This is a genomic window from Thalassobaculum litoreum DSM 18839, assembly GCF_900102465.1.
Classification (GTDB): domain Bacteria; phylum Pseudomonadota; class Alphaproteobacteria; order Thalassobaculales; family Thalassobaculaceae; genus Thalassobaculum; species Thalassobaculum litoreum.
In genome coordinates this window covers 35,685-58,299 of record NZ_FNBW01000002.1, presented here as the reverse complement: position 1 = coordinate 58,299, position 22,615 = coordinate 35,685, and the positions used below count along the sequence as shown (strand labels likewise).

General features: G+C 67.7%; 21 protein-coding genes. 8 read left to right on the top strand and 13 right to left on the bottom strand.

All coding sequences use genetic code 11. From position 1 onward, the window contains the following. Positions 1-93: 93 nt before the first annotated feature. The 4 genes from BLS34_RS03435 to pseB all read left to right on the top strand — a co-directional run bounded on the left by BLS34_RS03435 (position 94) and on the right by pseB (position 5,871). Positions 94-2,121: a type I secretion system permease/ATPase gene (locus tag BLS34_RS03435; protein WP_093148207.1), complete on the top strand. Its 2,028-nt coding sequence runs from the start codon at positions 94-96 to the stop codon at positions 2,119-2,121. A 15-nt stretch (positions 2,122-2,136) separates the two neighbouring features. Continuing rightward, a complete protein-coding gene (locus tag BLS34_RS03430) occupies positions 2,137-3,495 on the top strand; it encodes an HlyD family type I secretion periplasmic adaptor subunit (RefSeq protein WP_051244434.1) in 1,359 nt (452 codons plus the stop codon). 40 nt (positions 3,496-3,535) lie between these two features. After that, the gene (gene pseC / locus BLS34_RS03425) at positions 3,536-4,756 is read left to right on the top strand and encodes a UDP-4-amino-4,6-dideoxy-N-acetyl-beta-L-altrosamine transaminase (RefSeq protein WP_093148205.1); all 1,221 of its coding nucleotides are present in this window, start codon (positions 3,536-3,538) and stop codon (positions 4,754-4,756) included. A 98-nt stretch (positions 4,757-4,854) separates the two neighbouring features. Next, entirely contained in the window at positions 4,855-5,871 is a 1,017-nt protein-coding gene (gene pseB / locus BLS34_RS03420) for a UDP-N-acetylglucosamine 4,6-dehydratase (inverting) (RefSeq protein WP_028793977.1), read from the top strand. 86 nt (positions 5,872-5,957) lie between these two features. Here pseB and BLS34_RS03415 read toward each other — a convergent pair whose 3' ends face one another. Beyond that, positions 5,958-6,929, bottom strand: a complete 972-nt coding sequence (locus BLS34_RS03415; protein ID WP_093148203.1) for an alpha/beta hydrolase family protein — start codon at positions 6,927-6,929, stop codon at positions 5,958-5,960. Positions 6,930-7,028: 99 nt separating this feature from the next. After that, entirely contained in the window at positions 7,029-7,235 is a 207-nt protein-coding gene (locus BLS34_RS03410) for a DUF2842 domain-containing protein (RefSeq protein WP_093148201.1), read from the bottom strand. A gap of 262 nt (positions 7,236-7,497) precedes the next feature. Here BLS34_RS03410 and BLS34_RS03405 point away from each other — a divergent pair, with 262 nt between their 5' ends. Beyond that, positions 7,498-8,775 (top strand): MFS transporter, encoded by a 1,278-nt coding sequence (locus BLS34_RS03405; protein ID WP_028793979.1) that lies wholly within the window; start codon positions 7,498-7,500, stop codon positions 8,773-8,775. Between the two features lie 164 nt (positions 8,776-8,939). On the opposite strand, the gene BLS34_RS03400 is transcribed toward BLS34_RS03405, so the two are convergent. From BLS34_RS03400 to BLS34_RS03375, 6 genes are all read right to left on the bottom strand, one after another. Beyond that, positions 8,940-9,887 carry a dimethyl sulfoxide reductase anchor subunit family protein gene (locus BLS34_RS03400; protein WP_093148199.1) on the bottom strand — a complete coding sequence of 316 codons (948 nt, stop codon included), beginning with the start codon at positions 9,885-9,887 and terminating at the stop codon, positions 8,940-8,942. A 14-nt stretch (positions 9,888-9,901) separates the two neighbouring features. Continuing rightward, positions 9,902-10,702, bottom strand: coding sequence for a 4Fe-4S dicluster domain-containing protein (locus BLS34_RS03395; protein WP_028793981.1), 801 nt, complete (start codon positions 10,700-10,702; stop codon positions 9,902-9,904). Beyond that, the gene (locus BLS34_RS03390) at positions 10,699-13,593 is read right to left on the bottom strand and encodes a molybdopterin oxidoreductase family protein (protein ID WP_093148198.1); all 2,895 of its coding nucleotides are present in this window, start codon (positions 13,591-13,593) and stop codon (positions 10,699-10,701) included. Before BLS34_RS03390 ends, BLS34_RS03395 begins: the two co-directional genes overlap by 4 nt. A 166-nt stretch (positions 13,594-13,759) precedes the next feature. After that, positions 13,760-14,242, bottom strand: a complete 483-nt coding sequence (locus tag BLS34_RS03385; RefSeq protein WP_028793983.1) for a universal stress protein — start codon at positions 14,240-14,242, stop codon at positions 13,760-13,762. Between the two features lie 34 nt (positions 14,243-14,276). Further along, positions 14,277-15,029 (bottom strand): TIGR02186 family protein, encoded by a 753-nt coding sequence (locus BLS34_RS03380; protein ID WP_028793984.1) that lies wholly within the window; start codon positions 15,027-15,029, stop codon positions 14,277-14,279. Between the two features lie 304 nt (positions 15,030-15,333). After that, complete coding sequence (locus BLS34_RS03375) at positions 15,334-15,660, bottom strand: rhodanese-like domain-containing protein (protein WP_028793985.1); 327 nt, start codon at positions 15,658-15,660, stop codon at positions 15,334-15,336. 125 nt (positions 15,661-15,785) lie between these two features. On the opposite strand from BLS34_RS03375, the gene hutI reads away from it, so the two are divergent. Beyond that, positions 15,786-17,009: an imidazolonepropionase gene (gene hutI / locus BLS34_RS03370; RefSeq protein WP_093148195.1), complete on the top strand. Its 1,224-nt coding sequence runs from the start codon at positions 15,786-15,788 to the stop codon at positions 17,007-17,009. Here hutI and BLS34_RS03365 read toward each other — a convergent pair. The 3 genes from BLS34_RS03365 to BLS34_RS03355 are packed head-to-tail and all read right to left on the bottom strand — an operon-like array spanning position 16,975 to position 19,453. Then, positions 16,975-17,790 carry an ABC transporter ATP-binding protein gene (locus BLS34_RS03365; RefSeq protein ID WP_093148194.1) on the bottom strand — a complete coding sequence of 272 codons (816 nt, stop codon included), beginning with the start codon at positions 17,788-17,790 and terminating at the stop codon, positions 16,975-16,977. The genes hutI and BLS34_RS03365 overlap by 35 nt on opposite strands. Before the next feature lie 14 nt (positions 17,791-17,804). Further along, on the bottom strand, positions 17,805-18,386 hold the full coding sequence (locus BLS34_RS03360; protein WP_093148192.1) for a glutathione S-transferase family protein: 582 nt from the start codon (positions 18,384-18,386) through the stop codon (positions 17,805-17,807). Between the two features lie 26 nt (positions 18,387-18,412). Next, positions 18,413-19,453 carry a hypothetical protein gene (locus tag BLS34_RS03355; protein ID WP_051244442.1) on the bottom strand — a complete coding sequence of 347 codons (1,041 nt, stop codon included), beginning with the start codon at positions 19,451-19,453 and terminating at the stop codon, positions 18,413-18,415. A 162-nt stretch (positions 19,454-19,615) separates the two neighbouring features. On the opposite strand from BLS34_RS03355, the gene BLS34_RS03350 reads away from it, so the two are divergent. Then, entirely contained in the window at positions 19,616-19,981 is a 366-nt protein-coding gene (locus BLS34_RS03350) for a PilZ domain-containing protein (protein WP_169400843.1), read from the top strand. 63 nt (positions 19,982-20,044) lie between these two features. Here BLS34_RS03350 and BLS34_RS03345 read toward each other — a convergent pair whose 3' ends face one another. Then, positions 20,045-20,749 (bottom strand): pirin family protein, encoded by a 705-nt coding sequence (locus BLS34_RS03345; RefSeq protein WP_093148189.1) that lies wholly within the window; start codon positions 20,747-20,749, stop codon positions 20,045-20,047. Between the two features lie 196 nt (positions 20,750-20,945). Beyond that, positions 20,946-21,557, bottom strand: a complete 612-nt coding sequence (wrbA, locus tag BLS34_RS03340; RefSeq protein WP_093148186.1) for an NAD(P)H:quinone oxidoreductase — start codon at positions 21,555-21,557, stop codon at positions 20,946-20,948. A 145-nt stretch (positions 21,558-21,702) separates the two neighbouring features. Between wrbA and BLS34_RS03335 the strand changes: the two genes are divergently transcribed. After that, positions 21,703-22,614 (top strand): LysR family transcriptional regulator, encoded by a 912-nt coding sequence (locus tag BLS34_RS03335; RefSeq protein WP_245701906.1) that lies wholly within the window; start codon positions 21,703-21,705, stop codon positions 22,612-22,614. Position 22,615 lies beyond the last annotated feature (1 nt).

Sequence of the window (22,615 nt, the reverse complement as noted above, 5' to 3'; positions counted from 1 at the left end):
TATAGGGAGACCCCTGCTGGCGGGGTCGGCCGGCGGTACTCTTTCGGGCGCTAAAGCCCCCGCCTCAACGAGGCCGGAAACGTCGGTGCCGCGATGAAGAAGCAAGAACCAGTATCCGTCCACAATCTGCTGAAGGCCTGTTACACGGCCTTTTTCGCCTGTGGCATTTTCAGCTTCTTCGTCAATCTCCTGATGCTGACCATGCCGCTGTTCATGTTCCAGGTCTTCGACCGGGTGCTGGCCAGCCGAAGCGAGTCGACGCTCTTCCTGCTGCTGATGATCGCCGCCTGCGCGCTGGCCGTTCAGGCGGCACTCGACAGCGTGCGATCCTTCGCCTTCGTACGGATCTCGCGTTGGATCGACCGACGGATCGCGCCTCTGTTGCTGTCGTCCGCCGTGGCCGAGGCCCTGGACCGCTCGAAGACGGCCAACAGCAATGCCCTGCGCCAGCTCTCCGTCCTGCGGAACTTTCTGACCGGACCGGCGATGCTGACGGTGCTCGACGTTCCCTGGGTGCCGATCTTCCTGCTGCTGATCCTCTACCTGAACCTGCCGATGGGGTTGGCCGCGGTCGGTGGGGCGCTCGTGATGCTGGCGCTCGGCCTGACCAACGATCACCTGACGCGCCCGGCCCTGAACGAGGCCCAGGCCTATTCCAACCGGGCCTATGCCGCCGCCGACGCCGCGGTACGCAACGCCTCGGTGGTCGAGAGCATGGGCATGCGCCAGTCGGTCATCCGGCGCTTCCTCACTGAGAACGAGGCCGTGTTGGCGCTGCAGAGCCGGGCGAGCGACCGCGCCGCGATCTTCCTGGCGATCTCCAAGTCGACCCGCATGCTGATCCAGATGCTGATCATGACGGTGGCGGCGACCCAGATCATCGATCCGCATACGCCGATGACCGGCGGCATGATGATCGCCAGCGTGCTGATCCTCGGACGCGCGCTGCAGCCGATCGAGCAGGGCGTGGCCCAGGCCCGCGGCATGGTCGAGGCCTTCACCGCCTACCGGCAGATCGAGCAGACCCTGCTTACCGCCCAGGACCAGCCGGAACGCATGCGGCTGCCGGATCCGGAAGGCAGGATCACGGCGGAGAACCTGTTCTATCAGCCCCAGGGCCTGGCCAAGCCGATCCTGCAGCGTATCCAGTTCGAGGTCGAACCGGGGGAGACGCTCGGTATCGTCGGCCCGTCGGCCGCCGGCAAGTCGACCCTGGCGCGGCTGCTCGTCGGGGTGCAGCAGCCGACCGTCGGCTCGGTGCGGCTCGACGGCGCGGACATCTATTCCTGGGATAACGAGGCGCTGGGCGCACATATCGGCTACATGCCCCAGGACGTGGAGCTGTTCTCCGGCACGGTGGCGCAGAACATCGGCCGGCTGCAGGAGAACCCCGACCCCGAAGAGGTCGTCAAGGCGGCGAAGCTCGCCGGCTTGCACGACCTGATCCTGCGCCTGCCGGACGGCTACGACACCGAGATCGGCTGGGGCGGCCAACTCCTGTCCGGGGGACAGCGTCAGCGCGTGGCCCTTGCCCGCGCCCTGTTCGGCGGGCCGAAGGTGGTCGTACTCGACGAGCCCAACGCCAATCTCGACAGTCAGGGCGACGACGCGCTGGTTCAGGCCCTCAAGGCGATGAAGGCGGCGAAGGTCACGGTGATCCTGATCACCCACCGGCCGTCGACCCTGGCGCTGATGGACAAGATCCTGGTGCTGAACGGCGGTACGGTGCAGCGCTTCGGCCCGCGCGACGAGACCCTGTCCTTCCTGCAGCAGGGCCGACGTCCGGCGCTGGAGGGACCGGCCTCGCAGATTACCGACGGGCGAGAGCAGCGCCCGCGTCCGTCCGAGCCGGAGCGGCGGCCTTCCGAGTCGGGTCCCACCGTCGCGGCCGAGCCCGACGTCGAGCGTCTGGAGGAGACGTCCCGGGCGACATCCCAGAACGCGGAAGGACCGACGGAAATCCAGGAGCCGCCGACCCCCGAGGACGACGCCCCCGACGCGCCGAAGGGCCCGCGGGGCCGCGGCGCCGTGGTCCGTCCGCCGTCGTCCTACAAGGCCCGGGCGACCTCCTTGCAGGTGCAGAGCGTTCGAGCCATTTCGGCCGATCCGACCAAGGACTGAGCGAGGAGCGACGTCATGGCGATGGTGCGTAGCGAGGAGTCGAGGGACCTGACCCGGTGGGACGACCCGCTGGGCCACGATACCGAGCGCAACCCGATGTCCTGGCGCTTCGTCCTGTGGGTCGGGTACGCGATTCTGTTCCTGTTCTTCGGCGTGTTCGGCGTCTGGGCGGCCTTCGCGCCGTTGGGATCGGGCGCCATCGCCACCGGTCAGGTCCAGGTCGCGGGCAGCCAGAAGGTCGTGCAGCATCTGGAAGGCGGGATCATCAAGGAGATCCGTGTCCGGGAGGGCGACACGGTCCGGGAGGGCGATGTCCTGATGGTCCTCCAGGGCACCCAGGCCACGGTCAATCAGGGCCGGCTCGTCCAGCGCATGTTTGCGCTGATGGGCGAGGAGGCCCGCCTGATCGCCGAACGGGACGATCTGCCGACGGTCGACTTCCCCGACGCGCTCACGAGCAAATCCGACGATCCGTATGTCCAGTCCATCCTGGAAGGCGAACGCCGCCTGTTCGAGGGGCGCGGTGCCGCGTTCGAAGGGCAGCAGGGGCTGCTCGACAAGCGGGTGGCCAAGAGTCGCGAGGAGATTGTTGCCCTCAAGGCGCAGCAACGCTCGGATATCCGCCAGCTCGCCATCATCGAAGAAGAGATCTCGGGCGTGCGCGAGCTGTTCGAGAAGGGGCTGGAGCGCAAGCCGCGCCTGTTGGCCCTACAACGCGAGCAGGCAGCGCTGCAGGGGTCGATCGATAACCGCGAAGCTCTGATGGCCCGCGCGGAACAGACCATTGCCGAGACGGAATACCAGCGGTTGACCCTGCGGGAGCAGAACCGCTCGGACATCGAAACCGATCTGCGAGAGACGCAGACCCAGCTGCGCGACCTGCGCGAGCAACTCGTCTCGGCCGACGATTCGATCGCCCGCAACACGGTGCGCGCGCCGATCGGCGGCAAGGTCTACGGGCTGCGCTTCCATACCGAGGGCGGGGTGATCGGGCCGGCCGAACCGCTGATGAACATCGCGCCGGAGAACGACGAGTTGATCGTCCGTGCCCAGCTTCAGCCAACGGATATCGACGTGGTTCAGGTCGGCGCTCCCGCCACCGTCCGCCTGACCGCGTACAGCCAGCGTACCGCCAAGCCGATCGACGGCCGGGTGATCGACATCTCCCCCGATGTGATGCAGGCCCAGGAGGGTGGCCAGCCCTATTACGAGGCCCGCGTCCGGCTGAGCAAAGAGATGATGCGCCAGCACGGCGTGGAACTGGTCCCGGGCATGCAGGCGATGGTGATCATCTCCACCGGCGACCAGACGCTGCTGGAATACTTGATCTCGCCGCTGACCCGGTCGCTGGAGACCGCCCTGCGCGAGCAATGACCCCCTCAGCGCAATAACCCCCGGTTGGAGCAATAACACGATGAGCGTTCCGCCGCCCTTCCTGCCCTACGGCCGCCAGTGCATCGACGAGGCCGATATCGCGGCGGTGGCGGAGGTGCTGCGCGGCGACTTTCTGACCACCGGCCCGACGGTCGACGCCTTCGAGACGGCCTTCGCCGCCGCCGTCGACGCGCCCTTCGCCGTCGCCTGTTCCAGCGGGACCGCCGGCCTGCACCTCGCGATGATGGCGCTGGGGGTCGGCCCGGGCGACGCGGTGGTGGTCCCGACGGTGACGTTCCTCGCCAGCGCCAACTGCGCGGTCTATGTCGGGGCGCAGCCGGTCTTCGCCGATGTGGACCCGGAGACCGGGCTGACCACGCTCGAGGCGATCGCCGAGGCGGTGGCGCGGGCCGGCCGGGAGCGGGTGAAGGCGATCGTCGCCGTCCACCTGAACGGCCACTGCGTCGACGTGGCGGGCCTGGCGAAGGCGTTTCCGGAGATCCCGATCGTCGAGGATGCCTGCCACGCACTCGGGGCGACGAATGGCGGGGAGACGGTCGGGGCCTGCACCCGGTCCGCCATCGCCATGTTCTCCACCCACCCGGTCAAGACCGTGGCGAGCGGCGAGGGCGGGGTGCTCTGCACCCGCGACCCGGTACTGGACGAACGCATGCGCCGCTACCGCAACCACGGCATGGTCCGCGACCCGGCCCGGTTCGCCGACCGCGAGGCCGGATTCGACGCGTCGGGAGAGCCGAACCCCTGGTACTACGAGATGCCGGAGCCGGGGTACAACTACCGGCTCTCCGACATCCATGCCGCCCTCGGCCTGTCCCAGGTCGGCCGGCTGGCCGGCTTTGTCGAGCGCCGCCGTCATCTGCGCGGTCTCTACCAGGCGGCCCTGGCGCGGTGCGGACCGCATGTCCGGGCCCTGCCGGTGGCGCCGGGCTGCGATCCGTCCTGGCACCTGTCGGTGGCGCTGATCGACTTCGCAGCCCTGGAGGTGGAGCGCGGTACCGTCATGCGCCGGCTGCGCGACGACGGGATCGGAACCCAGGTCCATTACCACCCGGTCCACCGCCAGCCCTATTACCGCGAGACCGCCCCGAGCCCAGAGCTGCCGGGTGCCGACCGCTACTACGCCCGCTGCCTGTCCCTGCCGCTGTTCCCGGCGATGGCGGACGCGGATGTGGAGCATGTCGTCTCGGCGCTGAGGCGCGCCGTCGGAAACGGCGGCGGCATCGGCGATGGGGCCGTGTGACGCCCAACTTGCCGCCGGCGCCGCTGAGCGGGACAATACGGGGTGATTCGCGCTTCCCCTGAAGGGGATAGGGTGCGGGATCGAGGCGGGAGGGCCGCATGCGGCAGTTCGATCAAAACTTCATCGATTTGAACGGCAAGACGGTGCTGGTCACCGGCGGCACCGGGTCGTTCGGCAAGCAGTTCATCCGGACCGTGCTGGCGAACTTCAAGACGCGGCGCTGCATCGTCTTCTCCCGCGACGAGCAGAAGCAGTACGAGATGGGCCTCGAGATCCCGGTCGAGAAGCATCCGGAGATGCGCTACTTCCTCGGCGATGTGCGCGACGTGGACCGGCTGGAGATGGCCATGCGCGACGTCGACTACGTGATCCACGCCGCCGCGATCAAGCACGTGCCGACGGCCGAATACAACCCGTTCGAATGCGTGATGACCAACATCCACGGTGCTGAGAACATCGTCAAAGCGGCGATCCGCAGCAACGTGAAGCGGGTGATCGCGCTCTCCACCGACAAGGCGGCCAACCCGATCAACCTGTATGGCGCCACCAAGCTCGCCTCGGACAAGATCTTCATCGCCGCCAACAATCTGTCGGGGGCCGGAGGCTGCATCTTCTCGGTGGTGCGCTATGGCAACGTGATCGGCTCGCGCGGCAGCGTGATCCCGTTCTTCAAGCAGCTCATCGCCGACAAGAAGGACCATCTGCCGATCACCGACGACCGGATGACCCGGTTCTGGATCACCCTGCAGCAGGGCGTGAACTTCGTGCTCAGCAGCCTGGAGATGATGAAGGGCGGGGAGATCTTCGTGCCGAAGATCGCGTCGATGAAGATCGTCGACGTCGCCTCCTGCCTCGGCCCGGGCCTCCCGCACAAGGTGGTCGGCATCCGCCCCGGCGAGAAGCTGCACGAGGTCATGGTGCCGGAGGACGACGCCCGCACCACGGTGGAGATCGACGACCGCTACATCATCCTGCCGGCCTTCACCGACGGCCCGCGCGCGATCTGGACCAGGGCGGGCGCGAAGCCCGTCGACCCGGAGTTCCGCTATGCCAGCGACAGCAACGACGAATGGCTGTCGGCAAGCGATCTTGAGGGTATGGTCGAGGTGGTCTAGGGGCGTACTCCTCTGACCGCCCTCCGCTCTCCCTGTATTTAATCCGGGGAGTGCATGGAGTGGCAGGAAGGAGCGGAAATCCGCCCTCAATCCTCCGGCGGGATCGGCAACCGCGCCTGGATCTCGGTCGACGACACCCCGTCCACGCACCACTGCACCACCTTGAACCCGGTCAGACCGAGGCCGTGGAATGATTTGCCCGCGCCCTCGGCACGGATCAGGGCCACCTCATGGCCGGCGGCCGCCACCGCCTGTGCATAGTCCTGCTGGGTGAAGAACGGCGTGTTGCGGTCGCGCGGATCGCCGACCACGACGATGCGGCGGCGCGGGTCGGGCAGGATCTCGGACACGTGCTCGATCGGGTCGAAGTAGTCCCGGTATCCGGTGATGTCCCGATCCCAACCGTGATGGCGGGCGCGCTGGGCGACGGACACGACGCCTGAGGTGATCACCGCGCAGTCGATATCGTCGCGCCGGGTCAGCAGGGAGGCGACCACATGCCCGCCGCCCGACTGGCCGCTGACGGCCAACCGGTCGATCCGGTAACGGGCCTTCAGGATATCCAGGGCGGCGTCGAGGATGTCGGCTTCTCGCTGCCGCCGACGCTGCTTGTGAAAGCCGGAGGACCCATAGGTCCCGGGGCGGGAGACCCGGAGATAGGGCAGGCCATACGTCTGGTTCTCGCGTATTGCGAAGGCCTTCAGGGTCCCGGGCGTGAGGGTTTCGTAGCCGCTGAACCAGCCGCTGCGGCCATCCAGGTACTGCCACATCACATCGCCGTGGAAATGTACCGACACGATCGGATTGGCGGCGCTGTCGAGCCCGGCCAGGACATAGCGGATACAGGTCCCATCCTGCGGGTCCCAGTCGGGATCGAGGGCAACCCAGACCGTCCCGGCGCCGGCCCAGGCCTTGTCGGCGGCGGTGCAGGCTTCCCGGTCCATCACGCTGCCGGACAGCATGCGCTGCGGCTCCATCGTGTCGGCATTGCGCATGACCGGCGTGACGCAGCCGGCCAGGGCCAGCACGGCCCACAGAAGACAGAAGAGGCGCGGCATCGGCGGGGTCCTCCGGAGGCCATGCGGCGATGGCGGTCCGGGGATTGTTCCCGATTTTTTCGTTGTATGCGAGTGCCGGTAGGGGACAAGAAGAAATTCTCAGCCTTGCTGAGAACCGTCATCCTTACGTGCCCAGCCGATGACGGAGACCGCAGGCCAGATCCAGACGATTCCGGTCACGACGTAGTAGAGCGTCTCGGCCAGCACATGGTCCGGCACGAATTCGGCGAGCGTGACCACGGCGACGACGTAAAGCACTAGCCCGGCGATGATCGCCAGGCCGGCGAGGGGAGATCTCCAGCGCATGGCGGCGACATAGCGCGGCGGACGGAAGACGGCAAGCGTTGCTCCTAAACCCTCCCGATTTCGCCGGATCTGTCGCTCCTGAGAGAGCGTCTGTCATAATCCCATGCTACCCGTACCGGAGCATTGACTCTGACGCGCGGCTGAGAGACCTCCTCAGACGTCTGGAACACAGGCGCCCCACTGCCGGTCGAGCTCGGCCGCCCTGCCAGACCCGACCCGCGCCCCGACTTACGGCGCGGTCCATCCCGGAAAGGCCACGCCCATGCCCGCCCTCTCCCCCGCCGTGGTCGCCCTGCTGCTCAGCGTGGTCCTGCTGCAGATGGCCAACGGGATGTTCTCGTCATTGCTGGGCGTGCGGCTCGGGATGGAGCCGGAGATCAACTCCCAGGTCGCCGGTCTCGTGATGTCGGGATATTTCGTCGGCATGGTGCTGGGCTGTCTCGCCGTGCCGCGGATCATCGAGCAGGTCGGGCATGTGCGCACCTTCGCCGCCCTGGTGTCGATCATGTCGGCAGCGTCCATCTCCCACGCCTTCTATGTTGACCCCTGGTACTGGTTCATCCTGCGGGTGATCTACGGGGTCTGCGTGGCCGGTGCCTACATGGTCGCGGAATCCTGGCTCAACGGGGCCGCCAGCAACAACCAGCGCGGCTCGCTGCTCTCGATATACATGGTGGCCCAGTACCTGGCGATGACCGGTGCCCAGTTCCTGCTGAACTTGGCGCCGCCGTCGAGCTTCATCCTCTATGCGCTGGTGTCGATCCTGTTCAGCCTGGCCCTGGTGCCGCTGACCCTGTCGCGCTCGGCGGCGTCGTCCTCGGTCACCCGCTCGGCGTTGAGCTTCCGCCAGCTCTACCGGATCTCGCCGCTGGGCATGGTCGCCAGCTTCGGCAGCGGCATCCTGAGCGGTGCGCTGTTCGGCGCGTCCTCGGTCTATGCCACGGCGATCGGCTTCTCGGTGCCGGAGGTGGCGATCTTCGTCTCCGCCGTGCTGGGGGGCGGGTTGGTCATGCAGTGGCCGGTGGGCAAGATGTCCGACCTGATGGACCGGCGCACGGTGATCGCGGGAACCCTGATGCTGTCCGCGGTGCTCGGGCTGCTGCTTGCCTTCCTGCCGTTCCCCGGCTTCTGGGTCTTTGTGACCATGGCCGGGCTCTATGGCGGACTGTGCATGACCGTGTATTCGCTCGCCATCGCCCATACCAACGACTACGTGGAGTCGACCGACCTGGTGGCGGCGAGCGCCGGGTTGCTGCTGGCCTTCGGCATCGGCGCGGTCGCCGGGCCGATCGCCGCCACCTCGGCGATGCAGTGGGTCGGCAACTGGGGCTATTATGGCTTCGGCGCGCTGACCGCCGGGTTGCTCGCCCTGTTCACCGTCTGGCGGATGGTGCAGCGCACCGCCCTGCCGGTGGAGGAGCAGGGGCCGTGGGTCTCGGTCTCCCGGACCACGCCGATGGCCGCCGAGCTCGATCCGCGCTGGGAGCCGGAGGAGGAGACCGGCGGGGACGATCCGAAGCCGACCCCGGCCGCGGGGTGAGGGATACGCCCTGAACGCAAATGAGCGTCTTCCCGGCCTCGCGCCGGGACGCAGCCATCCGGGCGTAGGAGCGCCGGCGATCGTTCTTCGGCGCTCCAGCAGACCGCGCCCTCGGTCCCGGCGCAAGGCCGGGAAGACGTGAGGATGTTGTGGAAGGAGGTGCCCTAAGCCGCTTCCGCACCGTAGTAGGTCGTCACCACGTGGGTCGCCTGGGCGAAGAACAGCCAGCGTTCCACGACCACCCCGAGCGAGCCGCACAGGGCGGCCAGCAGGGCCGGGATCCAGCCGCCGGCCGTCCCCATGATCCCCGCCACCATCAGCAGGGCGAAGGGAACCACCAGGCCTGCGACGGCGGCGATCATCCGCAGCTTGTGGACGTGCTTGCGGGCGACCCGGTAGCCCATCTCGCGCATGACGAAGTTCTTCGAGGTGGAGGGGCCGTCCAGCATCCGGACTTTCCCGAGATGACCGAGACCGGTGGCCGTGCCCGCCGTGGTGACTGGGGCGTCGGTGTCGATCTTCGACCAGTAGGTCCATTTCACTGCCGCCGCGGCCGCGCCGGCGACGATGGTCGTCCAGATTAGAAACGTGACGTCGCCGCCGAAGGCACAGACCAGTACCGTCATCCACAGCCCGCCGGTATAGAGCGAGAACAGCAGGTAGCCGGGCAGCACCAGCGGGTGGTGCCACTGGCGGATCGTCCGCAGCGAGGCGTAGATCATGCCGGTGCACACAACGGTGACGACCGCGCCGGCGCTGGCCAGGATGCCGAACACGCCCCAGAACCCGCGGGCCTCGCCGGCGAGGACCCAGCCGAGCGCGTAGATGCCGGCCGGCAGGTAGGTCACGATCGAAGCCATGCCCTCGCGCGACAGCCAGGAGGAGCGCCACTGGGACATCGCCCGCCAGGCCCGCTCGGGGTGGCCGAGATGGAAGGTGGAGGCGAGCAGGCCGGCGGTGATCAGTCCGAAGGCGAGGGCGAAGCCGACCAGCCCGGACCACAGCCCGGCGGGCATCAGACCGGCGGCACCGGCGAGGCCCATCAGGAACAGCAGGCCGTAGCCGGCACCGGACGCGGTGGTGAAGAAGATGACGGAGGAAGCGGGATGCATCTCTGGTCCCTCCCTCAGCGCGACAGCATGGCGTCGACCCACGCCAGGAAGCCGTTGCCTCCGGCGTTGGACGGCACGGCGTCGGCGGCCTCGGCGGCCAGCGCCTCCAGCTTCGTCGGCGCGCCGGTGTCGCCGGCGTTGGTCTTGCGCGGACGCGGCGGCAGGTACTTGTTGGTCGGCTTGTAGCCCATCTCCGGCATCAGGTCGTAGCCGCCGCGCTCGGACACGAGCTTGGAGACCGCACTGCCGGGATCGCCGAGATCGCCGAAATGACGCGCGCTGGCAGGGCAGGTCGAGACACAGGCCGGCACCCGATCAACCTCTTCCAGATTCTCGTTGTAGATCTTGTCGATGCACAGGGTGCATTTCTTCATCACCCCGTCGGTGTAGTCGTACTCGCGCGCGCCGTACGGACAGGCCCAGGAGCACAGCTTGCAGCCGATGCAGGTGTCCGGGTTGACGAGGACGATACCGTCCTCCTCGCGCTTGTAGCTCGCTCCCGTCGGGCAGACGGTGACGCAGGCCGGCTCCTCGCAGTGCAGGCAGGAGCGCGGGAAGTGGACGGTGCGGCTCTCCGGGGCGTCGCCGACCTCGTAGGTGTGGACCCGGTTGAACCACACGCCCCAGGCGCCGGCATCGTCGCCGTCCTCGCTCTCGGTGCCGGAATAGGCGTTCCAGTCGGTCATCGGCGCGGAGTGTCCGCCCGAGTTCCATTCCTTGCAGTTCACCGCGCAGGCATGACAGCCCACACAGATGTCCAGGTCGATGACGAGGCCGAGCTTCTTCGTCGGCGCTTTGGTGGGAAGCGAGGTCATTCCGCGGCCTCCCCTTTGATCTTGGCGCCGTAGCGCAGGGTGCCGGGACCCGCTTTGCCGCCCGGCGGTTTGGGCAGCGGGGCGAAGCGCGGCTCGGCCTCGCTACCCGGCGCGTCGGCCTCGGCCCGCTCGATGCGGACCCGCAGGTCATACCAGGCGGCCTGGCCGGTGACCGGGTCGGCGTTGGCGTAGCGGTATCCGCCTCCCTTGGGCGGCAGCAGCTCGGAGATCAGGTGGTTCAGCAGGAAGCCCTTATTGGCCTCCGGTGCCTTGGGGTCGAGGCCCCAGGCACCCTTGAGCTTGCCGATGGCGTTCCAGGTCCAAACGGTGTCCGGGTTCACGCCTTCCATGAGCTGGACCTGCGCCTTGATGCGGCCGTGGTGGGAGGTCACATGGACCCAGTCGTCCTCGCCGATGCCCATCTCGGTGGCCCGCTGCCGGCTCATGTACAGCCGGTTCAGGCCGTGGATCTGCCGCAGCCAGGCGTTCATCGAGCCCCAGGAGTGATACATGGCGGCCGGGCGCTGGGTGATGGCGTGCATCGGGAAGCTGTCCTGTTCGTCCAGCATCTCGCCCTCGAACGGCGCGTACCAAAACGGCAGGGGATCGAAATAGGTCTTCACCCGCTCGCGGTGGTGTTCCGGCGGCACCACGGGGCCATGGCCCTCGGCGGCGAGGCGGAAGGTCTGCAGCGGCTCGGAGTAGATCTGGTGGATGATCGGGTTCGCCGCCCCGATCAGGCCGAGCGACACCGCCTTCTCCAGATACTCCTTGTTGGCGTGCTTGAAGTAGCGCTCCGACGGCGCGAACTCGTGACGCCAGAAGCACTGATTGTCGACATAGCGCTGGAGCTGGTCCGGGTTCGGCTCGCCCTTGCCTTCCTTGGTGCCGTCGACCCCGCGGAAGCCGGCGAGCGGACCCACGCCGGGCGCGCGCTCGTGGTTGGCCAGGTAGTCCGGATAGCCGCCGGGATATTTCGCCGTGCCGTCATCCTTGGTCAGGCCGGGCAGGCCGAGGCGCACGCCGATCTCGATCAGCGCGTCCTGGAACGGCCGCACGTCGCGATCCGGCTGCACCACCGGTTGGCGGATCGAGTCCGCCGCCCCGTCGGCATCGCAGATCGGCCGGTCGAGCAGGGAGATGCAGTCCCAGCGCTCCAGATACGTGGTGTCCGGCAGGATCAGGTCGGCATAGGACACCATCTCAGAGGCATAGGCGTCGGAGTAGATGATCTTCGGGATCTTGTACTCGCCGGTCTCGGGGTCCTTGTCGGTCAGCATCTTCATGGTGCCGGCCGAGTTCATCGACGAGTTCCAGCTCATGTTCGCCATGTACATGAACAGCACGTCGATCGGGTACGGATCGCCGGCCCAGGCGTTCTGGATCACCATATGCATCATGCCGTGGGCGGCGACCGGCGCGTCCCAGGAATAGGCCTTGTCGATTCGGCGCGGCGTGCCGTCGGCCTCCACCAGCAGATCTTCCGGCGAGGTCGGGAAGCCGAGCGGCGGGCCCGCCATCGGCTTGCCGGGTTCGATCTGGCCTGCCTTGCCCGCGGGCTTCAGCGGCGGCGGCACCGGACGCGGGAAGGGCGGCTTGTAGCGGAAGCCGCCCGGCGCATCGATCGAGCCGAGCAGCAACTGCAGCAGGTGCAGCGCGCGGCAGGTGTGGAAGCCGTTGGAATGGGCGGAGATGCCGCGCATGGCGTGCATCGCCACCGGACGGCCGATCATCTTCTCGTGGCGCCGTCCGGCCCAGTCGGTCCAGGGCTGGTCGATCACCACCTCCTTCTCGAAGGCGGCGTGGGCCAGCTCGGCGGCGATGCGCCGGATGCGGTCGGCGTCGAGGCCGCAGCGCTCGGCCACCGCGTCGGGGGCGTACTCGTCGGCGGTGTAGCGGTCGTAGAGAAGCTGGAACGCCGGCACCGCCTTGCGGCCGTCGGCCAGGGTGTGCTCCCCGACCAGGGCCGGGGCGACCTCGGCGGTCATGGCGTTGGCCAGCGCGCCAGCCTTCTTGTCGAAGCACAGCGGCGCGCCCTCGGCATCGCGGGCGAACAGGCCGTGATCGGCGGCACCCGGATCCTGGATCACCAGCCAGGGCGCGTTGGTGTAGCGCACCAGATAGTCGAGATCGACGCGGCGCGCCTTCAGCAGCTCGTGCATCAGCGCCATGACGAACAGGCCGTCGGTGCCCGGCCGGATGCCGACCCACTCGTCGGCGATGGCGGAATAGCCGGTCTTGACCGGATTGACCGAGACGAACTTGGCGCCCCGGGTCTTGATCGTGCCGAGGCCCATCTTGATCGGGTTGCTGTCATGGTCCTCGGCGACGCCGAACATCATGAAGTATTCGGTGTGCTCCCAGTCCGGCTCGCCGAACTCCCAGAACGAGCCGCCGATCGTATATAAGCCGGCCGCCGCCATGTTGACCGAACAGAACCCGCCATGGGCGGCGTGGTTCGGAGTGCCGAACTGGCTCGCCCACCAACCGGTCAGCGACTGCGACTGGTCGCGCCCGGTGAAGAAGGCGAGTTTCCGCGGATCGGTTTTGCGCACATCGCCCAGCCATTGGGCGGCGGTGGACAGCGCTTCCTCCCACTCGATCTCCTGGAACTCGCCCGATCCGCGCGGGCCGACCCGCTTCAGCGGCTTGGTCAGCCGCGCCGGCGAGTAGTGCTGCATGATCCCGGCGGACCCCTTGGCGCAGAGCACGCCCTTGTTCACCGGGTGGTTTCGGTTGCCCTCGATGTAACGGATCTTGCCGTCCTTGAGGTGAACCTTGATCCCGCACCGGCAGGCGCACATGTAGCAGGTCGTGTAGGCGACTGAATCGGAGACGGCCGGCGAGGTTTCTACGACCTCGCTCACGGTCTCCAGGGGATTTGAAAACATTGCCTCATCCGGGCTGGGAAAGTATGGCACCGGAGCATCGCAGTCCGCGGCACGGCCGGTCAAGCTGTGGCCCGGTGCCCAAATGCCCGCCGCCGGCCGGCCCTGCCCGCATCCGATGTATATCCCGACGGGCCTGCCCGTGGCTGTGGACGGTGCGGCCCGCCGCTCAGGTCAGCGCGTCGATCTCGGCGTCGGTGAGGGAGCCCGGAACGATCGTGATCGGTATCCGCAGGCGCGAGGCCGCCTTGGTCATCAGGTGACTGACCAGGGGACCGGGATTGTCGGATTTTGGAGCCGCCGCTAGCACGAGAATGGAGATCGTCGGCTCCTCCTCGATCAGCTTCAGCAGTTCGTCGCGGGCGGTCCCCTCGCGGATATAAACGACCGGGATCGATCCGGAGAGGTCGATGACCTGCTGGCTGACCCGCTCGAGCAGCGTCTCGGCCTCCTGCCGCGCCTCCTCGCGCATCAGTTCGCCCACGCCCATCCAGTGCTGGAACTCCACGGGCTCGACGCTGCGGAACAGCGCCAGACGGCCGCCGGTGTGACGGGCGCGCTGGCACGCGAAGCGCAGCGCCACATTCAGCTCCTCGCTGTCGTCAACGACGACGAGGAATACACGTTGACTGTCGTCCGACGTCTCGCTCATGTCCGCTCGACCCTGACCCCACGAGCCTGATCGCTCACCCGACCTTACGACCGATCCATGCCGCGAGCCAACCCGCAGCAATGGCGATGATGATCGCCAGGACACCATAGGCGGCGGAGTTGCCGTGGGCGAACAGGAAAATATCGGCCCCGATGCCGGTCTTGGAGACCACCAGCGGCGTGGTCTGGGCGTGGACGGCGGATCCGTCGCGCAGGAAATAGACGGCGACCGTATAGGTGCCGGTCACCACATTCGCCGGCAGATGGATGCGGGTGCGGAACAGCCGGTTGGACAGCACGGTGATCGGCAGGACCTCGCCGGCGTACAGGCCGACGGCCTGCTTGTTGCGGATCAGGCCGGCCCGGAAGATCGCCGCCGTGCCCGGATCGATCTCCGGATCCTCGGGCCGAAGAAACAGGTTCTCGATCCCGATTTCCTGGCGCTGGCGGATGTCGGCGCTCGCGACGTTCTCCAGCGGCTCGGTGGACGCGACCGCGTAGAAGGAGGGCGTATTGGCGAAGGTTACCGCTTCCACGTTGGCCCAGACCCCGGCGACACGCTCCTGGCGGCGCACGGTGACGTCGGTGCGCGGGCCGGTGACCGTGACGACGATCTCGCCCTCGCCCTCCACCGCGCCGAACAGCAGGACGTCGGCTCCGGTGAAGCCGGTGGTGATGGCGACCAGGTGATCGCTGAGATCGGCGACCAGATCCTGCTGCGCGCGGGCGGGCATGTCGCCGAGCAGTCCGGCGGCAAGCGCCAGAAACAGGAGGATACGCCCGGTCATCGCCCGGACCCGCCATCTGTATCGGGGGTGCTCCGTCGCGGCCCCATCGATCCGCCCGCCCCCGGTACCGGGAACTCGATCACCGACAGCTCGGCGAGGGGCAGAAAGATGATGCATCAGGCGCCCGATCCGTGGAGGACTGAAGTCCGACTGGGCCGACGACCGTTTCTGGCGATGGTTTCCGCCGGCTCAAACGAGATCGCGCCCCACCGTGAATGACGGGGGGCGACGAAATATCCCTACACCCATACGCCCGGTCTTGAAAGGTTTATTTATTTGAGGGCCTTAGCTCGGGTGTTTTCGGTCAGGCGCCGGGCTCGACCGTATGGCCGGACTGGACCCAGCCCAGGATGCCGCCCTGCAGCCGGTAGAACTGGCGGTCGCTGCCGTTGGCGATCATCCGGTCGGCCGCATGGCCGCAGCGCACGCCGCTCTTGCAGTGGAACACGACCTTCTTGTCGGCAGGCAGCTCGACCGCGTCCGGATCGAATCCGGACAGGGGAATCAGCCGGGAGCCGGGGATGCGCGCCTGGGCGAACTCCGCCTCTTCGCGCACGTCGATCAGGTCGACGGAACCGTCGGCCAGCCAGGCGGCCAGGGTGTCGGCATCGATGAATTCGGGCGTCGCCATGGGGTATTCCTTGTTGCGGAGGGAACGGGCCGCATCCTGGCGTCGACATGCCGTCATCACAAGCCTTGGCAGGCCGATGGCGGGCGACTTAGGCTCACCGGACTGTCGACGGTGGGGGCTGGAAGATGTGGGACGCGCTCTGGATCGACATTGATATCGCCACCTGCGCGACGCCGGGCGCGTACGGGCGGATCGAGGACGCGGCGATCGGCGTCAAGGACGGGCGCATCGCCTGGATCGGTCCGCGCGGCGAGCTGCCGGGACCGGTGGAGAAGCTCGCCGCCGTGCTGCACCAGGGCGAACAGAACTGGGTCACGCCGGCGCTGATCGACTGCCACACGCACCTGGTCTATGGCGGCCAGCGGGCCGGCGAGTTCGAGAAGCGGCTCTCGGGCGTCAGCTACGCCGATATCTCCCGTGCCGGCGGCGGCATCCGCGCCACGGTCGCCTCGACCCGTGCGGCCAGCGAGGCGGAGCTCCTGCGCTCGGCCCTGCGGCGGCTGGCGCCGCTGATCGCCGAGGGGGTGACCGTGGTCGAGATCAAGTCGGGATACGGTCTCGACCTCGACACCGAGCTGAAGATGCTGCGCGTCGCCCGGGCCATCGAGCGCGAGGCGCCGGTCGAGGTGATCACCACCTTCCTCGGGGCCCATGCGGTGCCGCCCGAGTTCGAGGGCGATGCCGACGGCTATATCGACTTCGTCTGCGACGAGGTGCTGCCCGGCGCGGTGGAGCAGGGGCTGGTCGACCAGGTCGACGCCTTCTGCGAGACGATCGCCTTCTCGCCCGAGCAGGTCGAGCGGGTCTACGAGGCGGCGAAGCTGTTCAACCTGCCGGTCAAGCTGCATGCCGAGCAGCTCAGCGACACGGGCGGCGCCGAACTGGCCGCGGCATACGGCGCGCTCTCGGCCGACCATCTGGAGTACCTGTCGCCGGCCGGCGTGCGGGCGATGGCCGGGGCCGGAACCGTCGCGGTGCTGCTGCCGGGTGCGTTCTACATGCTGGGCGAGACCCAGGCGCCGCCGGTGGCTCGGCTGCGCGATGCCGGGGTGCCGATCGCGCTGGCCACCGACAGCAACCCCGGCTCATCGCCGGTGACGTCGCTGCTGACGACGATGAACATGGGCTGCGTGCTGTTCGGGCTGACACCGGTCGAGGCGCTGGCCGGGGTGACCCGCAACGCGGCCCGGGCCCTCGGTCTCGGCGACCGGCGGGGTACCCTGGAGGTGGGCAAGGCCGCCGATTTCGTGATCTGGGACATCGAGGAACCGGCCGAGCTGGCCTACCGGGTCGGCTTCAATCCCTGCGTGGACGTCATCCGGGCAGGAGTTCCGACTCTCGTCGGCTGACATCCGTCTGGGACGCGGACGGCCGGCTCGCCGCCAGGGCCGCCTCCACCGCGCCGCGCGCCTCCATGAAGGCGGGCGACAGACGCAGGGCGTCGTCGCGCGGGTGGTCGAAGGGCACCGCCACCTCGGCCACCACCCGGCCCGGACGCGGCGACAGCACCACCACCCGGTCGGCCAGGAACAGCGCCTCCTCCACGTCGTGGGTCACCAGGATCACCGTCGCCGAGGTGCGCTGCCGCACCCGCTCCAGCAGGGCCTGCATGTCGCGCCGGGTCAGGCTGTCGAGCGCGCCGAACGGCTCGTCCAGCAGCAGCAGGTCCGGCTCCGGCGCCAGTGCGCGGGCCAGGGCGGCGCGCTGGGCCATGCCGCCGGACAGGGTGGCCGGCAGGGCCTTGGCGAAATCGGCGATGTCGACGGCGGCCAGCCAATCGGCCGCCCGCCGGTTGCCCTCGGCCTTCGGCACGCCCTGCTCGTCCAGGCCGAAGCGGACATTGGCGGCGATATCGAGCCAGGGGAACAGCGCCGGCTGCTGGAACACCATGCCGCGCTTGGGATCGGGGCCGGTCACCGGCGTCCCGTCGACGACGATACCGCCGCCGGTCGGGGCGACCAGCCCGGCGACCAGACGGAGCAGCGTGGACTTGCCGCAGCCGGACGGCCCCACCAGGGCGACGAACTCGCCGCGCGCCACGCTCAGCCCGAGCGGGCCGAGCACACCGAGCGTGCCGAAACTATGGGAGACGTCGCGCAGGTCGACGGCGGCAAGGGGCGATGCAGGCATCTGGCAGTGTCCGGTCAATCGAGTTTCAGCACACCCTCGCACCGCGCGATCCAGTTTCCAACCGCCGGTCTTGCGCCGAGGTCGAACCCACCCTCCCCGGCAAGCCGCGTATAGGCCAGCAGCGCGATGTCGGCGATGGTCAGGTCCGCGCCGATCAGGAAGTCGCGGCCGGTCAGCGCCCTGTCCATGGCATCTAGGGCGGCCTCGCCGCGCTCGACCCGCCAGGCCTCGCGGGTCTCCTTCGGCTGGCCCCTGTAGACCATGTGGAAGCGGCAGACGGCGATGTAGGGCTCATGGCTGTACTGCTCCCAGAACAGCCATTCCGCGACCCTCGCGCGGTCATAGGCGTCGGACGGCAGCAGCGCGGTGCCCTCGGCGAGGTACTGCAGGATGGCGTTGGACTGGCCGAGCGCACGGCCGTCGTCGAGCACGATGACGGGAACCTGGCCCATGGGGTGGAGGGCTAGGAACTCCGGCGTCCGGCTCTCGCCCTTCAGGATGTCGATATCGGTCCAGGCGTAGGGGAGCCCGAGATGGTCAGCCGCGTATTTGACCTTCAGGCAGTTGCCCGAGGCGGTGTCACCGAGAATGCGCATGGTCGGGGCTCCGGCGGAGGGGAGGGTCAGATTGGGGTGACTGTGGGGGCGGTGCGCTGGATGTGGCGGATCTTGTCGAGGCCGGGGACCATTTCGGCCAGCAGCCAGTCGGCGCGTTTGTTCGGGCTGCCGCTCTCGCCGGGGAAGTCCTCCTGCCAGCGGATCATCTTGACCGACAGGGCGCAGAGGATGCCGCCGATGGTGCGGTGGTTGCTGGTGACGAGTCTGCGAAGGTGGGCGTAGCGGTATTCCGACAGATCCTTCCAGAACTCCGCGCTGGCCTCGTCGAAGGCCTTGAAGCGCAGCATGGTGAAAGCGATCGCCTCCTCCATCTGGGCATCGACGATCTCGGTATAGCGCATCGCGTCCTTGTTGTGCCGCAGATGGGAGTTGCGGATGCCCTCGTCGGTCCAGGCCTTGAACCGCTCGAAGGTCGGCCGGATCTCTTCCAGGGTGCGCTTGAAGTATGAGAGCGACAGGAAGATGTCGCCGTAATCCTCCAGGAAGCCGGGGATCTGGTCGACCTCGATGCCGAGGGCGTCGGAGATCGACCGGATCCGCTTCAGCGCCACGTCCCGGTCGACGCCGCGGAACATCTCGAAGATCTCCGTGGCCGAGGATACGTCCTTGGTATCGCTGCCGAAAACCTTCTGGATCAGCGGCCGGGTGAAGACCCGCATATATTCGGTCAGTTTCTCCTGGGTCTGCGGCGACAGACGCAGGTGCTGGGCCTCGTCGACCTTGATGTTGTGGGACCGCAGCGCCAGGCGCAGGGAATAGACGTCGAAGCTGGGTTCCTGGGACAGCACCTCGACGATGGTGCGGTCTTCCTCGAAACTCGGCGCGGAGGTATCGAAATAATCGCCGAGCGCGCGGATGTCGATCTGCCCGGAGCCGGCCCGGTTGTCCTTGAACAGCTCCACCACCGTGTCCAGCCGGGCGTTCTTCACAAGCCGGGTGCGGCGCATGCCCGGGGTGTGAAGAGGGATGATCGCGAGGGGGAGGATGTGCAGCGCATCCTTGTCCTCGGCGCTATATCCCTCTGTGTCGATCGCCTCCGTCGACATCAAGCCCCCTAAAATGCCGGTAAAATATCGCCAAACCGGCTTATCATTCGAACACTTATCAGAACCGTCGGTGGACGAACAACAATGGTGCACCGCGTAATCCACGGATCACGCATCGCGCGCAACGCGGTCCGACGGTACCATGTGATGTTGGAGGGTAAGATGTCGATTGTCACATGGATACGTGGAAAGCTTTCGAAATCAACGCCTGGCGAGGGCGATCGCCGTCGAAACGAGCGCTATCCGGTCAGTTCGGGCCTTGAAATCATCGTCGACGGGGTGGCGTCGGACTGCCGGGTCGACAACGTGTCCGCCGGCGGGGTGCGGGTGCTGCCGGCGGTGGCCGCGCCGCTGGGGGCAGTGGTCACCGTGCGCGACCCGGCCACCGGCATGAGCCTCGATGGCGAAGTCCTCGGTCACGAGGGCGGGGGGACGCGCCTGCGCTTCGCCTCCGAGGATGCCGGGATCATCGTCTCCACCTGGATGCGGATGGCCGCCGAGGACGGTCCGCGCCCAACGCCGGGCTGACGGCGCAACGCAAACGGGGCGGCACAGCCGCCCCGTCGTCGTCAGGTCAGTGGCAGGCAAGGCTCAGGGCACGTCCACCAGAACGACCTCGGCATCCTCGGTGGCCGTGATCTCCACGGTCTCCACGTCGGCGATGGCGACACCGTCGCGGGCCTGGGCCGCCACCCCGTTCACCTCGATGGCGCCCGCCGCGGCAACCAGATAGGCCTTGCGGCCCTTGGCCAGCGTGTGGGTCACGCTCTGCCCGGCCTTGACCGTCGCGCCGAGCACGGCGGCATCCTGGTTGATGCTGAGCGCGTCGTTCCCGGCGTCCTGGGCGCGGCCCGAGGCCAGCACCACCAGATCGCCCGACCGGTCGCCCTTCGGGAACTGGCGGGCATCCCAGCGCGGCTCCAAGCCGCGCCCCGAGGGCTCGATCCAGATCTGGAAGATCTGGGTCTGGTCCGGCTCCTCGTTGTACTCGGCGTGGACGATGCCGGTTCCGGCCGACATCACCTGCACGTCGCCGGCCTCGGTCCGACCCTGGTTGCCCAGGCGGTCCTGGTGGGTGATCGCCCCTTTGCGGACATAGGTGATGATCTCCATGTCTCGGTGCGGATGCGGATCGAACCCGGTGCCCGGCTCGATCGTGTCGTCGTTCCACACGCGCAGGGCGCCGAAGCCCATGCGCTTGGGGTCGACGTAATGGCCGAAGCTGAAGTGATGGCTGGCATTCAGCCAGTCGATCCGGAACTTGCCGAGGGAATCGAATGGACGCACGTCGATCATGGTCGCCTCCTGACGTCACACCGCCTGAGACAGCACGGCGCGGGTGATGCGCCGCCTGTCTCCAGCGCGGCGCGGGATTACGCCTAGAGCAAATCACGATCAGATGGAAACATCCGATCGTGTGAATTTGCTCTATTTTAAATAGGTTAGAGGACGATTCACGGTTCAGATCGATTCGATCTGAACCGATCGTTCTCTAGCTCTTCAGCCCGGCGCTGACGCCCGCCGCGATCTTCGCGACATGGGCGCCCTGGAATTCCGCCAGGGCCAGCTCTGTGGCCGACGGCTGGCGGCTGCCGTCCGAACCGGCGATTGTGCCGGCACCATAGGGCGACCCGCCCCGGAACTCCTCGATATTCAGCAGCTCCTTGGCTGAGTAGGGCAGACCGACGATCACCATGCCGTGGTGCAGCAGGGTGGTGTGGAAGGTGGTGGCGGTGGTCTCGTTGCCGCCGCCGGTGGCGGTGGAGACGAACACGCTGCCGACCTTGCCGATCAGCTTGCCGTTGGCCCACAGGCCGCCGGTCTGATCGAGGAAGTTGCGCATCTGCGCCGCCATGTTGCCGAAGCGGGTCGGCGTGCCGAAGATGATGGCGTCGTAGTCGGCGAGCTCGTCCGGCGTGGCGATCGGCGCATCCTGGTCGAGCTTGACGCCGGCCTTCTTGGCCACGTCCTCGGGCATCAGTTCCGGCACGCGCTTCACCGTCACCTCGACGCCGAGCACGCTGCCTGCACCCTTGGCGACGGCGCCAGCCATGGTCTCGATATGGCCGTAGCTCGAATAATACAGCACCAGAACCTTGGTCATTCATCTCTCCTTCGCACCGCCTGCCATCTCTGTGGCACGGCCGGCGCTTGTTGATCCGTTGACGTCATATCTGGTGTTCTCCGGAGGGATATAAAATAGGATATATGGCAACGTATTGTTTCCTTCTGGGGATAATGAGGCATTCATGATCGATCATCTGACGGCCATGGCGGTTTTCGCCCGCGTGGCGGAATCCGGAGGCTTCTCGCGGGCGGCGGAGAGTCTGGGCATCTCGAAATCCGCGGTTTCCAAGCAGGTCTCCCGCCTGGAAGACCGGTTCGGCACCCGGTTGCTCAACCGGACCACCCGGCGGATCAGCCTGACGGAGGCCGGGGAACGGGTGCTGGAGCACAGCCGCCGGGCGATCGCCGAGTTCGAGGCGGCCGAGGCGGAGGTCGGCGCCCAGCGGGACACCCCCTCCGGGCTGCTGCGGGTGAGCGCCGGCGTCTCCTTCGGTCAGACCGAACTGGCCCCGGAACTCGCCCGGTTCCTCGCCGGCTGTCCCGATCTGTCCATCGACCTGGTGCTGAACGACCGCCGGGTCGACCTGGTGGAAGAGGGGTACGACGTCGCCCTGCGGATCGGCGAGCTGGAGGATTCCAGCATGATGGCCCGCCGCCTGGGCTCGGTGCGCAGCCTGACCGCCGCAGCCCCGTCCTATCTCGCGCGGCGCGGCCGACCGCAGACACCGGCCGATCTGTCGGCCCACGACTGTCTCGGTTACAGCTACCTGAACGGCGGCGGCCTCTGGGCGTTCGAGGGACCGTCCGGCCAGATCCGCCACAAGTTCAAGCCGCGCCTGATGTCCAACAACGGCACCGCCCTTGCCGCGGCGGCCGAACAGGGCCTCGGGGTGGTGCAGATGCCGGCGTTCATCATCGGGGATGCCGTGCGCGCGGGACGGCTGGAGGAGATCCTGGTCGAGTTCCGCAAGCCGGATGTGGGGATCTACGCGATCTATCCCGCGGGCCGGCCGCTGGCGGCCAAGGTGCGCGCCTTCATCGACTTCTCGGTGTCGGTGTTCGGCGACGGGGCAACCATTGGGGCCGGCCGATAGG

Coding starts and splice junctions, on each gene's coding strand:
- BLS34_RS03435 (WP_093148207.1), top strand. CDS start 94: ATGAAGAAGCAAGAACCAGTATCCGTCCACAATCTGCTGAAGGCCTGT.
- BLS34_RS03430 (WP_051244434.1), top strand. CDS start 2,137: ATGGCGATGGTGCGTAGCGAGGAGTCGAGGGACCTGACCCGGTGGGAC.
- pseC (WP_093148205.1), top strand. CDS start 3,536: ATGAGCGTTCCGCCGCCCTTCCTGCCCTACGGCCGCCAGTGCATCGAC.
- pseB (WP_028793977.1), top strand. CDS start 4,855: ATGCGGCAGTTCGATCAAAACTTCATCGATTTGAACGGCAAGACGGTG.
- BLS34_RS03415 (WP_093148203.1), bottom strand. CDS start 6,929: ATGCCGCGCCTCTTCTGTCTTCTGTGGGCCGTGCTGGCCCTGGCCGGC.
- BLS34_RS03410 (WP_093148201.1), bottom strand. CDS start 7,235: ATGCGCTGGAGATCTCCCCTCGCCGGCCTGGCGATCATCGCCGGGCTA.
- BLS34_RS03405 (WP_028793979.1), top strand. CDS start 7,498: ATGCCCGCCCTCTCCCCCGCCGTGGTCGCCCTGCTGCTCAGCGTGGTC.
- BLS34_RS03400 (WP_093148199.1), bottom strand. CDS start 9,887: ATGCATCCCGCTTCCTCCGTCATCTTCTTCACCACCGCGTCCGGTGCC.
- BLS34_RS03395 (WP_028793981.1), bottom strand. CDS start 10,702: ATGACCTCGCTTCCCACCAAAGCGCCGACGAAGAAGCTCGGCCTCGTC.
- BLS34_RS03390 (WP_093148198.1), bottom strand. CDS start 13,593: ATGTTTTCAAATCCCCTGGAGACCGTGAGCGAGGTCGTAGAAACCTCG.
- BLS34_RS03385 (WP_028793983.1), bottom strand. CDS start 14,242: ATGAGCGAGACGTCGGACGACAGTCAACGTGTATTCCTCGTCGTCGTT.
- BLS34_RS03380 (WP_028793984.1), bottom strand. CDS start 15,029: ATGACCGGGCGTATCCTCCTGTTTCTGGCGCTTGCCGCCGGACTGCTC.
- BLS34_RS03375 (WP_028793985.1), bottom strand. CDS start 15,660: ATGGCGACGCCCGAATTCATCGATGCCGACACCCTGGCCGCCTGGCTG.
- hutI (WP_093148195.1), top strand. CDS start 15,786: ATGTGGGACGCGCTCTGGATCGACATTGATATCGCCACCTGCGCGACG.
- BLS34_RS03365 (WP_093148194.1), bottom strand. CDS start 17,790: ATGCCTGCATCGCCCCTTGCCGCCGTCGACCTGCGCGACGTCTCCCAT.
- BLS34_RS03360 (WP_093148192.1), bottom strand. CDS start 18,386: ATGCGCATTCTCGGTGACACCGCCTCGGGCAACTGCCTGAAGGTCAAA.
- BLS34_RS03355 (WP_051244442.1), bottom strand. CDS start 19,453: ATGTCGACGGAGGCGATCGACACAGAGGGATATAGCGCCGAGGACAAG.
- BLS34_RS03350 (WP_169400843.1), top strand. CDS start 19,616: ATGTCGATTGTCACATGGATACGTGGAAAGCTTTCGAAATCAACGCCT.
- BLS34_RS03345 (WP_093148189.1), bottom strand. CDS start 20,749: ATGATCGACGTGCGTCCATTCGATTCCCTCGGCAAGTTCCGGATCGAC.
- wrbA (WP_093148186.1), bottom strand. CDS start 21,557: ATGACCAAGGTTCTGGTGCTGTATTATTCGAGCTACGGCCATATCGAG.
- BLS34_RS03335 (WP_245701906.1), top strand. CDS start 21,703: ATGATCGATCATCTGACGGCCATGGCGGTTTTCGCCCGCGTGGCGGAA.